At 42.9% G+C, this 13,438-nt stretch carries 13 protein-coding genes; all 13 read right to left on the minus strand.

The annotated features are described in order from the left end of the window. Nucleotides 1–4 precede the first annotated feature (4 nt). On the minus strand, nt 5–652 hold the full coding sequence (gene fucA / locus H735_RS05455; protein ID WP_020197745.1) for an L-fuculose-phosphate aldolase: 648 nt from the start codon (nt 650–652) through the stop codon (nt 5–7). A gap of 25 nt (nt 653–677) precedes the next feature. After that, nucleotides 678–1,109: an L-fucose mutarotase gene (fucU, locus tag H735_RS05460; RefSeq protein ID WP_020197746.1), complete on the minus strand. Its 432-nt coding sequence runs from the start codon at nt 1,107–1,109 to the stop codon at nt 678–680. After that, complete coding sequence (gene fucK, locus H735_RS05465; protein WP_020197747.1) at nt 1,102–2,553, minus strand: L-fuculokinase; 1,452 nt, start codon at nt 2,551–2,553, stop codon at nt 1,102–1,104. Before fucK ends, fucU begins: the two co-directional genes overlap by 8 nt. Nucleotides 2,554–2,594: 41 nt before the next feature. Then, a complete protein-coding gene (fucI, locus tag H735_RS05470; protein ID WP_020197748.1) occupies nt 2,595–4,343 on the minus strand; it encodes an L-fucose isomerase in 1,749 nt (582 codons plus the stop codon). 32 nt (nt 4,344–4,375) lie between these two features. After that, the gene (fucP, locus tag H735_RS05475) at nt 4,376–5,686 is read right to left on the minus strand and encodes an L-fucose:H+ symporter permease (RefSeq protein WP_020197749.1); all 1,311 of its coding nucleotides are present in this window, start codon (nt 5,684–5,686) and stop codon (nt 4,376–4,378) included. 78 nt (nt 5,687–5,764) lie between these two features. Beyond that, nucleotides 5,765–6,475, minus strand: coding sequence for a DeoR/GlpR family DNA-binding transcription regulator (locus H735_RS05480; RefSeq protein ID WP_020197750.1), 711 nt, complete (start codon nt 6,473–6,475; stop codon nt 5,765–5,767). Nucleotides 6,476–6,887: 412 nt separating this feature from the next. Continuing rightward, a complete protein-coding gene (locus H735_RS05485; protein ID WP_152447681.1) occupies nt 6,888–7,124 on the minus strand; it encodes a hypothetical protein in 237 nt (78 codons plus the stop codon). Between the two features lie 238 nt (nt 7,125–7,362). After that, the gene (locus H735_RS05490; RefSeq protein ID WP_020197752.1) at nt 7,363–8,256 is read right to left on the minus strand and encodes a LysR family transcriptional regulator; all 894 of its coding nucleotides are present in this window, start codon (nt 8,254–8,256) and stop codon (nt 7,363–7,365) included. A 210-nt stretch (nt 8,257–8,466) separates the two neighbouring features. Next, nucleotides 8,467–9,057, minus strand: coding sequence for a response regulator transcription factor (locus H735_RS05495; RefSeq protein WP_020197753.1), 591 nt, complete (start codon nt 9,055–9,057; stop codon nt 8,467–8,469). Nucleotides 9,058–9,609: 552 nt separating this feature from the next. Continuing rightward, complete coding sequence (locus H735_RS05500) at nt 9,610–10,437, minus strand: DUF5718 family protein (RefSeq protein WP_020197755.1); 828 nt, start codon at nt 10,435–10,437, stop codon at nt 9,610–9,612. An 18-nt stretch (nt 10,438–10,455) separates the two neighbouring features. Further along, nucleotides 10,456–11,415, minus strand: coding sequence for a triphosphoribosyl-dephospho-CoA synthase CitG (citG, locus tag H735_RS05505; protein ID WP_020197756.1), 960 nt, complete (start codon nt 11,413–11,415; stop codon nt 10,456–10,458). Continuing rightward, on the minus strand, nt 11,396–11,932 hold the full coding sequence (gene citX, locus H735_RS05510; RefSeq protein WP_020197757.1) for a citrate lyase holo-[acyl-carrier protein] synthase: 537 nt from the start codon (nt 11,930–11,932) through the stop codon (nt 11,396–11,398). Before citX ends, citG begins: the two co-directional genes overlap by 20 nt. Continuing rightward, complete coding sequence (gene citF / locus H735_RS05515) at nt 11,929–13,437, minus strand: citrate lyase subunit alpha (protein ID WP_373364764.1); 1,509 nt, start codon at nt 13,435–13,437, stop codon at nt 11,929–11,931. Before citF ends, citX begins: the two co-directional genes overlap by 4 nt. Nucleotide 13,438 lies beyond the last annotated feature (1 nt).

A 13,438-nucleotide genomic window follows, 5' to 3' on the forward strand; every position in this document is an offset into this window, starting at 1 on the left:
CTCCTTACTTCTCTATACGTAACCCATAAGATTTGAACTTTTCAAGCACGACTTCCATTGAGGCATCATCCAACACAGGCACATCAGCCGTAATAGCCAAAGTTTTGAGATAGAGATCTGCCAAGACTTCCACCTCATGAGCTAACCACAATGCTTTTTCTAAGTTCGCTTCGCCCGCAATCAAACCATGATGCTGCAGCAAAATTGCTTTGCTCTTAGAAATCCCGTCTTCAACGTATTGAGCAAGCTTAGCGCTACCAAATGTCGCATAAGGTACACAAGGAATCTCGGTAGTACCTGATGCCGCGACCATGTAATGAATGGCAGGAATTGGCTTATTCAAGATAGAAACCGCTGCGCAATGAATCGCGTGGTTATGAACAACTGCATTCACATCATCACGCTTTTTGTAGCAAGTTAGGTGGAATAGCCACTCAGATGATGGCAGCTTTCCTTCTTCAAAAGTCCCATCTTCGGCTACATACACAATATGGTCTGGGGTGAGTTTTTCATAAGGAATACCGGTTGGGGTAATCAACATACCGTTATCAAAACGTACACTCACATTTCCTGCTGTACCTTGGTTCAAACCTAGACGGGTCATTTCCAAGCAGGTATCGATAATTTGTTGGGAAAGTTCTACTCGATTCATTTTTATTCCTTAACCTTCTATTTCTTTAAAGAGTTGTGACACCTTTTTTGAGAATAATATTGCCGTATTTAGCAACCTCCCCAGTGAGTACCACTGCATAGCACTGTTTCGCTCGCTCATAAAAAGCAAAGCGCTCTACTCTTTCAATTTGTTCTTGGCTGACGTTAGAAACTGTCATCGCTTCCAAGTATTTGTTCTCGACACTAGGATCAAGTTCATCACCCGGTACTGCCTGCATCATGATCACGGGCTGATCGACATATTGATCCAGTTCGAACAACTCAACGACACCACCTAGTAAGGTGTCTACACCGACACCGTCACAGCGAATCACATTGTGATTAAAGGTATGCGCTGGAAAATGAGCGTCAGCAAGGAGAATTTCATCGCCATGTCCCATCTCAGACAACGTGGCTAAAAGCTGAGGCGAAATAGCTGGATGAATACCTTTAAGCATGGGTGCACTCCTTCTCTTTTTTTGTTGATACGCAAGAGGTTGGGTTAACCTCCTGCAAACTTGGTTTCATTTGAGATTGTGCGGTTTGGATACTTGGGTAGAACCCCACGCCGAAGAAAGCAAACATGGCAGCGCCAAGCACCGTGGCTTCTGCTTGTTCAACAATATGTAATGGTCTTTGTAAAGCATCAGCTTTCAACTGGTTCCAAAGGGCATTCTTGGTACCACCACCCACGACCACGACTGGTCCGTCATTGAGGTGACAAAGTTGATTCAAATAGTCGAATCGATGTTTAAGCTGACGACTTAATCCTTCAAAGACTGCACGAACAATTTGCCCACGGGTGGTATGAATGGATAATCCTTCGATCGCACCTTCACCAATGCCATCTGCGTTGAGTGCAAACCGTGGTACGAAGACAACCCCTCCAGCCCCACTACCAGCTTCATTCGCTTCCTGAATCATGATGCTATACAAATCATCCGTGCTTTTTTCCGCAGAAAAAAACTGCGTCGCAACCCATTCAATCACGGCACTTGATAACCATTGCGTCGCTGGATTGTAGAACCCTTTAACGGAATCCAACTCGACCGTTACACCATTTTCTAACGCTTCGGTATTAAGTTGAGGGCGCTGACTTCGAGCCATCAATATTTCCCAAGTGCCTGAACTTAAGAATGCTTGATTCTCTTCCGCACCAGAACCGATCAAAGCAAATTGCGTATCATGGCCTGCAGATATCACCGGAAGCCCGCTCTTAACACCAAAACATTCAGCAACAGATGAGGTCACGGTGCCAATAGTCTCTCCCGCCATCACGAGAGGAGGAAAATTCAACTCCGATAGCCCTAAATATTCGAGTACTGATGTGTTCCAATTACAACTGTTTAAGTCGGTCATCATGGATGTACCTGCCATGGTGTAATCCGTCGATAAAGTGCTGGTTAATCGGTGCGTAATCATCGAAGAGATAAACACAAATTTATCCATCTTTTTGAATACAGCTGGTTCGTACTCTTTTAACCAACGAAGCTTATAGAGGGTATTGAAGCTGTAATCACCAATTCCGTTATTACGATAAAGATCAATACGGTCCAACTCTGTTTCAACTTGCTTCATTACATCGAGGGTTCGCGGGCATTTCCACGAAATAATCGGGTATATTTGATTACCATTGCGGTCGAATGGTGCGCCATCAACACCAAATGTCGTGACCGTAAAAGCAATGACATTTTTCGCACCAACTTCAGCTACAACACGTTGCCCACATTCAATCAACTTCTGCCAGATATCTTCGAAATCCCAAATATGAAAAGCTGAGTTATTTTCATCTTGCTTAGTCGTATTCTTCATAAAATGTGATGCAACGATTTCACCTTGAGGATCAATGGCGATCGCGCGCAAGTTAGTTGCACCACAATCCAAAACAATCACTACAGACATAGAAACTCCTATCAGGGCGGAGTTTTCTCCGCCCATTGCAGCTACTTGTAAAGTGGACCGAAGTTGGCACAAGCACGGTAGTCTTGGCCTTCTTTGTCTTGACCAAATGCACTCCACGTATGTGGTCGGAATACATCCTTGTCTTCAACGTTATGCATCGCAACAGGGATACGAAGCATAGAGGCCAAAGTGATTAGGTCGGCGCCAACGTGACCGTAAGTAATCACACAGTGGTTTGCTCCCCAATTAGCCATCACAGAATAAACATCTTTGAATGCGCCTTCACCATTGATACGAGGTACAAACCAGGTGGTTGGCCAAGTTGGATTAGTGCGTTCATTTAAAGTTTCATGGACTTCTTTTGGCAGTGTAATTGAATGGCCCTCCGCGATTTGCAGCACAGGACCTATGCCTTTTATGATATTGATACGGTGCATCGTAAATGGCATACCACCGTGCGTTAGGAAGTTTGAAGAGAAACCACCCCCACGGAAGTATTCGACATCTGCTGGCGGCCAACAAGTCGCACTTAAACATGCTTCGGCGTCTTCAGCACTCATATTCCAATGGGGCTTAATCACCGATTCACCGTGTTGATCTTTGGCTTCACCACTGCCATCTAGCGCTGCTGAGCCAGAGTTTACTAAATGGATAAAGCCCGCTTCTGGTCGATACCCACTTACGCGCTCAACAGAGTCTTGAGACCAATAGGTACGAACATCGCAGAACACTTGAGCTTGACCTGTCAGCATCTTGCCAAAGAGCATATTTACGCCATTTAGGCTATCGTTCTCAGTCGCAATAACAAATGGCTCACGAATGCCATTCCAATCAAATGAAGAGTTTAGAATGGCCTCACTGAAGTCACCATTAGGCAGGTGATCTGTCCAATGACGTTGGCCTTGGAAACCACCAACAACCGCATTATGACCTAGCGCTTCTTCTCCAAAACCCATTTCAGCTAGCTTAGAATTACCTTCAATCAGATCACGCATGATCATTGTCATCTTGACCACCGTTTCCCAATCTTCTTTTTTACGCTCTTCGAGCATTGGTGTACGGTTATAATCCTTGCCTTCTTGGCAGTGTTCTTTCGTCCAAGCCAGAGCAAGTTCAAATTCTTCTTTATCAAAAATCTCTCTGTCTAAGCGACGTTTAATCTCTGTCATATCGACATATTCATTACGCATGCCTAAGTAATGTTGGAAGAACGGCTGATCGACAATGGAACCTGCGATTCCCATAGAGACAGAGCCCATAGATAGGTATGACTTCCCACGAATGCTCGCAACGGTTAGGCCCGCTCGACAGAATCGTAAAATTTTGTCTTGAACATCAGATGGGATAGAAGTGTCATCCTTATCTTGAACTTCTTCACCGTAGATAGAGAATGCAGGTAAGCCCACTTGAGAGTGACCCGCCATTGCCGCCGCTAAATACACTGCTCCAGGGCGCTCAGTCCCATTAAATCCCCAGATTGCTTTTGGCATATGAGGGTCCATGTCGATGGTTTCTGTGCCGTAGCACCAGCAAGGTGTAACTGTGATACTAAGCCCCACGTTTTCACGTTTGAACTTATCTGAACAGGCCGCAGCTTCAGCGACGCCACCGATTGTAGAATCGGCAATAACACACTCGACCAACTCTCCGCTTACATGGCGCAGGTTTTCTCTAATGAAATTCGCAAGATTCTTTGCCATATTCATCGTTTGTTCTTCTAACGACTCACGCACACCAAGACGACGACCATCAATAGTTGGACGGATACCGATTTTGACTAAGTTGTTCATATTAAAACTCTCTTTTTTCACGTTAATCTGAGTTATTTTTCGATTTGGTAGCCTTTAAGACCAAAGTAAACGAGGTACACAAAACCAATTAAAGGAATAACGAAAGCAGCTTGAATACCCATTGAATCCGATAGTTTTCCCATGACGGCAGTCAACACAGCGCCACCAAGAATTGCCATAATTAGACAGCTACCGCCAAATTTTGAATCACCGCCTAGGTCTTGTAGAGATAGACCAAAAATAGTCGGGAACATCAGTGACATACACGCAGAGATACCAACCAGTGCATACGCACCTGTAACACCACCAACACTCATCAGAACCAGCACTAGTAGAGCTGCCACCATGGCTAATACAGCAAGGAGCTTCTCCGGTGCGATGTATTTCATCAAACCTACACAGATAAAGCGGAACGCACTGAAGACGACGATAGATGCAAGTAAGAAGTTAGACGCGTCAGCTTCCGTCCCGCCGACCTGAGTCATCACATATCGGATGGTCCAAGACCAACAACCAATCTGACATCCAACATAAAAAAACTGGCCGATAACACCTCTGACGAAATGTTTTTTCTCGACTAAACGAGTGAATGTCGCTCGCAGAGAACGCTCGGTACCATCGCTGACTACGACCTCTTTAGCTCTTGGCATCTTAGTAAAAGCAATCGCGAGCCAGACGACTAAAATGACAGCAGCAACAGACAAATAAGGCATCATGACGGCATCAAGCTCTGCGGCCTGAATGGTGTTAAGTTGTTCTGGCGCCATCGCCGCACGCTCTGCATCGGAAGCTGGGTTTAGCTGAGAAAGAATGTAGAATTTACCAATCAGAACCCCAGTAATAGACCCCACAGGGTTGAACGCTTGAGCAATATTTAACCGGCGTGTTGCTGTTTCTTGAGGACCCATTGCTATGATGTATGGGTTAGCACTGGTCTCTAGGATGGATAGACCGCCAGCCAAAACAAACAGGGCCATTAAGAAAGGCAAATACTCCATTGCTTGCGCCGCAGGATAGAATAATAGAGCCCCCGAAGCGAAAAGCCCTAACCCTAGTAATACTCCAGCTTTATAGCTGTATCGCTGAATAAAAAGCGCGGCAGGTAAAGCCAAGATAAAATAAGCACCATAAAATGCTGTTTGAACTAAACCTGATTGCATATCCGTTAAAGTAAATACTTTTCGGAACTGCGCGATTAAAACATCGGTCATATTATTTGCTAGGCCCCATAAAGCGAAGCATGAAGTCAGCAAAATAAATGGGAACAGAACAGACTTAGGAATTACTTCACTATTCCCTTTCTTTACTTCTGCTTGTGGAGCGGATGATAAAATGTCAGTCATTTTAAATTCCTTTAGGTACGGTCATTCCTCTCATTAAGTTATAGGAATGAGTTTCACGTTATTGGATTATATTTTTATTTAGTTATTTAATATGGCATTAGATATCAACATGTCTATTTCATCTAAATCACATATTTTTAGTAAGCTCTTTTTTTTATATTTGCTTTTATCAGCCAATAGAATTACTTTATCTGATACTTCAATAAATGTTTTTTTAATCTCATAATTGTATTCGTTTGAATCCCACACTCCAGATTGCTCATCAAACCCAACACACGAGATGACACATAAATCCAAGGCCATCTCCGATAAAGTATTCCGAGCAATCAATCCATAGAATGCTTTATACTTCTCCGAAAAGTACCCACCCAAACTGATAATAGAAATGTTCTTTTTTCCGCAGAGTACGCTAATGTTATTGATTGAGTTTGTTACTACAGTACAACGAATATCTGGGATCGCTTGAGCCACAAGCCAACTAGATGAACTAGCATCTAAACCAATTACCGATCCTTCATATATATTAGAAACAACTTGCTCAACTAAGTGTTTCTTATCATCAATGTTGTTTCCGGCACGATTATTAAAAGATGTTCCTTCATCTTTATATTGTTTACCGATTGCTCCCCCATGAACTCGGACTAACTCACCTTTCTTATCCAGTAACTTTAAATCTCTTCGAATCGTTTCTACGGAAACTTTTAATTCTTGAGATAAATCTAGAACCGACACTTGTCCAACTTTAGATATTACTTTTAATATGTGGCTTGCTCTCGATGCTGCTTGCATTGATAAACTACTCAACTTCAATCAATGACTGAGATATTAGATTAAGTAGAGAGAAAATCTGAGATAGCCATCACACCAGATTTAAACATGCCCACTTTTGACCGAAACGGTGAATAACCACACAAAAAATCGGGCATTTGGTGTGGAAAACGGGCATTGCGCGTGAGAAACAATCGTATATTGAGTGTGGCCATGCTTTAATGTACTAGCCATAGGGTAACGCACGTGAAGAGTTGAAAGGTCATTAACAACATTGAGTGACCATATAATCAATGACACAATGTGTTGGTGTGTTGGTGTGTTGGTGTGTTGGTGTGTTGGTAAATCTTTGCTGTCATGTATAAAAGAAGCAAGTGTATGAACACTTGCTCTATATTGGTGTGAAAATTCTGATATCGAAGAAGAACGAAGACTACTTAGGCTGAGATAGCGGTTTGTTTATTTTTGTAGGCTTAACAGTATTTTTTTCTTCGCTCTTTACAGTTGAAACACTTGGTTTTATTACTTCGAATGGTATAACTTCCTTATCACCTGCCGTAACTTCTGCTAACGGTGCTTGTATCTCAGTTGCTTTTACTACCGTGCTTTCGTTTGCAAAAGAATAACTACTACTTAAAACCAAACCAAAAAATAGAATAAAACGTTTCATATACACCTCAGTCAACATAATTCAGAAATCGATATTACTTCATTATTAAAGAAAATATAAACATAAAACTTTAATCTTTACACGATACTTGCAATTTCAGTAGTTCTTTAAATTACTGTCATAAAAAATAAAACTCAGAAAATCCCTACAGAGCGGATAGGTAATCGTCAAATTAACACACACAGAAATGGTTAAAGACTATAACGTCAAACTCACCCAATCCTCTTCAATGCTTCAATCATCTCTGACTGTTTATATGTTTCAAAATAATATTCGTTAATATCTGATGAACGGGACTAGAACGATTAGTTTGCTTCATTTGTAAGACGGCTTTTGGACGTTCGCCACGGTAAAGTTCATCCGGAATGGGAATAAACGTGAAACCTTCTCGTGGTCCTTGTGCAGAAAAAAGAATAGTAGCGGCACCTTGAAGTTTAATCGTTTCAAATAAGCTTGTAATATTACCGATTGTCGCAACTCGATTAATATAGATGCCCCTTTTCTCTAATGCACGCTTAGTTAACTGCTCTTTATCCTTCCAGCCCAAGATCTCCAATAGTACAAAGTTCAGTTTACAAGCGTCTTCAAAGTCGTCAATCCCTAACTCTTCTGGAACAACGATACAAGGCGCTGCATACCCTATATGCTTTTGATAGATCGTCTTCGGCAACTCATCATTAAAGTAATGAAGTCGTATATCGACTTTGTCATCTAGAATGTCACCTTCGTTCGAATCAATGTTGCTAGTCACATCAATCTTACTATTGGGAAATAAAGACATAAGATCCGTCAGAATCAGGTGCCCAAATGAGTACTGAGTTGTTTGAGGCAAGCAAACTGTGATGCTCCCTTCGTGTAAGTTAGGGTTGAATTCACTCAAATCCATACAAGATTCAAGTTTGCTCAGCGCTTCCTCTATTTCCGGCAACCTGCGTTTGAGTTCATAAGTCGGCTCCAAATGATGAGCATAGCGAATGAACAGCTCATCGTTCAGTTGTTCTCTTAAACGCGTTAAGTACTTACTAATTGACGCCTCACTTTTCCCTAGCTCTTTCGCTACGATTTTAATTTTCTTATGTCGATTTAGTAAAACCAACACTTTCAAAAGATTTAAATCAAGTTCTTTATTCATTACAATTCATTCTGTCTTATGGCGTCAGATGGAGTATCGATTATGCTGCATAAAGGCGACTACATTGATGATAATAGGTTAGATTTAATTTAACAAATCGCTTTGCCGTTACTCATATTCTATGCGGAAAGAACTAACTGATGCTTTGATTCCGCATCGAGATCTTTGTAGATTATTTAGTCTTTTTAGATACTATCTTCATCGAAGATGCTATGCGAGATGCATGAGATTTACTAATTCAACTATTGATTTAGTATCGTACTTTTGTAATATGCGAGACTTATATGTACTGATCGTTTTTTCACTAAGAGACAAAGTGCGAGCAATCTGCTGGTTACTGTATCCAAGAGCGAGATAGTCAAATACCATCTGTTCTCGCACCGATAATGCAGGGTAATGTTCAGACATCCAGCTTTTGAAGACTCGAAACCCCTTCACTGTCGAAACGATAGCATGAACGACCATATCACTCTGATCATTCTTACTCAGGCATGCACTTGCACCGATTTGCGAAGCCAATTTTGAATAGTGACTAAGGCTCTGAGAGGTAAGAAAAATCAAAATTCCTTTAAAGCCATTATTTAATAAACTATGTCCTAATTTTAGGGAATTGCAGTCGGCAAGAAATACATCCATGATCAAGATATCAATCTTATTCTCACTTAACAATTTAAGTACTTCTTTTTGACTTTCAGCTTGAAATATATTCCGTATAGGTACGCGTTTCAGAATTACAGACCGTAGACCTTCTCGGAAAATGGGTTGTATATCTGCAATTAAAATATTAATAGGCTTTAACATATCTGAGCCTCTTTTTGGTTAAGAGCCCCTCTCCTTGGCAAAAAAGCAAACATTTACTGCTTATAATTATGAAAACGATATATATTATTTATAAACTAGGTCAAATAGAAGTAAATTGACACTTTCAAATTTTGAATGTTCATTGGGGGTAATTCACCACATAAAAACATTTTTATCATTTAATAAAAATATCACACAAGAAATACAAAACTGACTTTGCCTATAATCCACCAGCCCACGAACAGAACAATCAAAGCCAAGATAAATGGCCCAAATGTCAGTAAAAGCTCCAAGCACTTCTCATACAGCGTTTCTAGAGAAATGTTTTTCCACATTCAGAACCCTCTCTAAATATCAAAAAAGAAGTACTTTGGTTCGACCAATCGGCCACTGCAACTATCTGAAGGCAAGATTAAAAAAGATAATCACACTTTTCGTTTGTATTGGCTGGGTTTATTGAACTCTAAAGGGATTTGAATACGGTGTGGTAGGCTCTAGATACAACAAAGCCCGCTAATTTGCGGGCTTTTTTTGCTCTCTATCGGCTTAAACTTAAAGCACTCTTTGACTCACATAAGAAAAGCCTGTCGCTTCATACTGCGACTTCTGTACCATGCCGAGCACATCTTTTGGTTGGTATAGGTGACTGTCATACACAACAACCACACTTTCATCACCTCTTTCCAAGAAATTCTGCTCACCATATTCGGTGTAGCGCGTTGCACCCACTGCGACCACTAGCTGGCTTGGGAGATTTGCTTGTTTGAGTAATGCGTGAATGTTTTCCATCGGACCGCGCTCCACTTGATGATTCATCTGATCACGTATCCAATCCAGCAGATCCGCATAGAAATAGGAGTATTCGTTTACTGCGCAATCTTCGCCGTAGGCAAATACCTGCTCTCCTCGCTTATGAAAGCTCGCGATTCTAAATCTGCCGATATCGCTATCAGGAGTGAGTCGTTCTAGTTCAATAAGTTGCGATGCCAAGCCTTTTGACGCTGCACCCCAATTTTTCTTCTCACTGATTTTATTCGCATCAGGGCGTCGAATCGAACAATCATTAAATGCGCCAAAATGCGTCGGCGTGAGCTGTAAGACCTGACCACCTTCATAAATAACATCACAGATCAGAGCGAGCTCTGGTTCAATTTGTAAGTTCAAAATATCATTTGGCAACTTGGTCGTATCGGCACTTATTGGATATGTCGACAAATACGGATGTTCGATAAAAGGCACATAAATGGGGAACAATGCTTGGGGCTTATTAGCGTTCACATCTCCGTAGAGAGCAAAGTCATCAGCCTCACCAGCTTGTTGCAGGTGACCTGCGAAGTTTCCCGCGATACCTAAGATCATCGCATCTTCAAAATTGTGCATACGTTTACTTGTTCCTAATTATTCGTCGTTATTCGCGATGATATGTCTCGTCAAATCATCAATTTCTGCCAGCAACCAAGTCAGCGCGAGCAAATCTGCACTGCCGCCCGGACTAAGGTTTTTTTCAATAAGCTGGCGGTCAAAATCCATTAGCTGCTCTTCAAGGTTTGGATTATGCCAACCACCACTCTCAATAAGCTTCGATGCTATGTTCTGCACATAACGCAAACCATGCATCCCACCACGAGATACCACGTTGGTATCTTTATTGTGCACCATTAGCGTGAGCAACACTTGCCATAATGCTTGTTCTGCGGACGCGCCTTCATACAGCGCTTGTTGGTATGCAGGCAAACTGTAAGTCATGATCGTTTGATAGCCAGACGCCGCCTCACCTCTCGCTCCAGTTAAACCAAATTCTCGATACAGCCGCTCACCATGAGTTTCCGTTTTAGAGTCGGTATTTTTCAGCTCTTGAAATACCATTAACGCACAGCTGCGCTTGATAACTTGGCTAATGTGCAAAGAATCGACCGCAATGCCTTTGCCTTTTAACCAGCCGATCGCACCACACACCAGTCCAAGTCCAAAGATCATCCCTTTGTGCGTATTCACACCACCAGTCGCGGCAAACATTGCGCGTTCAGCTTGCATTCCAACCGGACGCAACACATCCAGTAATGTCTCTGCCGAGTGCGTTGCATGCGCAAGACCAGCGTTAAGAAAGCCATTGAGAAAAGGACGAATTGCACTCGCGCTGGCTTCAAACAGCGGCACATTCATATCTGAGTGAGCACCGTTGCTAATAAGGTCAACAAGCCCCGGTTTTGGGGACAAGTGCACTTCCACCAGCATCGCGTGATACGCTAACTCAGAAACCAAAGAGAACAGATTCACCTTTACAGCAGAGCGATGCGCAACGCTTGGAACACGCTCGATATTTTGGTCGAGCAACAGTTTAAGAGCAACATTCGTCATAACACACCATCGACTCTATATGAGAAACCAAGGTTTGAAGATCATGTTTACGCGAGCGCGCGCAAATCACGGCATCTTTTTCGCAAATAAGGCATTTTCTTCGCGTCATCCCTTGCCCTTTTCTTGAGATGATCTTTCCATTGACATCAATCACATCTAAATCCATTAACCGACCGAGACGATGGTTATTCTCTATCTCAATCATGGCTCGTTTGAGCGCCATAGCGTTCGGTGCTTGGACCGCAAAAATTGCCTCTGGACCTGTGACTTGTCGTAGCAATTGTCGTCCTGCCATTGACCAGCCTTTTTCGAGACAAGTGGCTAGAATCGCTTGCACACCTTGTTCGAAGATTTGCTCCGTGCACTCCGTCATTTTCTGCGGACCTGGCATATTGACGGTAAACGACAGCAAAGGAAGGGAGTGGCGTTTTAACCACTCACCTTGTCGTTTCACACGAGCTTCTTTGTTGCTCAAGACATCATCGAGACCAACTTTCAGCCCATAGCGAATGCTCATTCAGCTTTAACCTTTCTAATGACATCAATCACAGAGCCATCGCGATAACGTACATAACCCACCACTTGATCGTCATATTCAATTGGTTCCGCTTTGCCCGTTAATGATTGCGCTCTCGCAACCAAGGCTTCCATATCAAGTACAGGCAGTCCGGCGTTCAACAAACGTTCTTTTATTTCTGGGCGTCGAGGATTCACTGCAATACCATGGTCAGTCACCAACACATCTATCGATTGACCCGGCGTTACCACGTTTAACACTTGCTCTACGACAGTTGGAATACGACCACGCACGAGCGGAGCCACAATCACGGCAAGGTTTGCGCCTGCCGCTGCGTCGCAGTGACCACCAGACGCGCCACGAATCACGCCATCAGAACCCGTGATAACGTTGACATTGAAGTTCACATCAATTTCAAGCGCGCTGAGAATGACCACGTCTAGACGATCAACCACTGCGCCTTTGGAAGATGGGTTAGCGTATTCATTTGCTGAGATTTCAATGTGGTTTGGGTTTCGAGCAAGTGAGTCCGCTGCACCAGAGTCAAAACACTGCACGTCGATTAGATTTCGGATCAGCCCTTTCTCGTGCATAGAGACCATGGTTGAGGTAATGCCACCCAGCCCAAACTCAGCGGTAATGCCTCGTTTTTCCATACTATTTTCTAGAAAACGTGTGACGGCAAGCGACGCACCACCAGACCCAGTTTGTAAGCTAAAGTCTTGCTTAAAGTAACCAGAATTAATAATCACATCGGCAGCACGTTTTGCAATAAGCAGTTCACGTGGGTTACTGGTAAGACGCGTTTCACCGCCACCAATTTTGCTCGCATCACCAACTTCTTCGACTTCGACTACGGCATCCACCAAATCTTGTGTGATTGATGCAGGGTGATTTGGATAACCGACGATAGATTCAGTAAGCATGACGACTTTACGCGCGTGTTGAGCATCGATTTTGGCGTAACCCAAAGAGCCGCAGCGAGATTTGCCGTTCATGCCATTTGCATTGCCAAACTCATCGCAACAAGGCACACCGATGAACGCCACATCGATGTTTAGCTCGCCTGATTTAATCAAGTGCACGCGTCCTCCATGGGAGTGAATATGCACAGGCTCTTTAAGCAAACCATGAGAAATGGCTTCACCAAGCTCACCGCGAATACCTGATGTGTAAATCTTACTCACTACGCCGTTTTTTATGTGCTCAACAACCGGCGAATGAATACCCGTTAAAGAGCTTGAAGCCAGTGTCAGATCTTTATATCCCATCTGGGCGATAGTATCTAACACCAAGTTAACCACCTTATCGCCACCTCGGAACGCGTGGTGGAAAGAGATCGTCATACCGTCTTTAAGCCCAGAGTCTAAAATGGCAGAACACAGATCTGACTTTAGCTTTCTCGACTTTTTAGAGTTTGAGTCGTTGAGATGAGGCGTTAACGCATTTGCCTCTGAAAACAGTGACAACGTCTCTGGCAACAATGCTGGTTTGATGGATTCCATT

The organism is Vibrio owensii CAIM 1854 = LMG 25443 (assembly GCF_000817815.1).
Lineage (GTDB): Bacteria > Pseudomonadota > Gammaproteobacteria > Enterobacterales > Vibrionaceae > Vibrio > Vibrio owensii.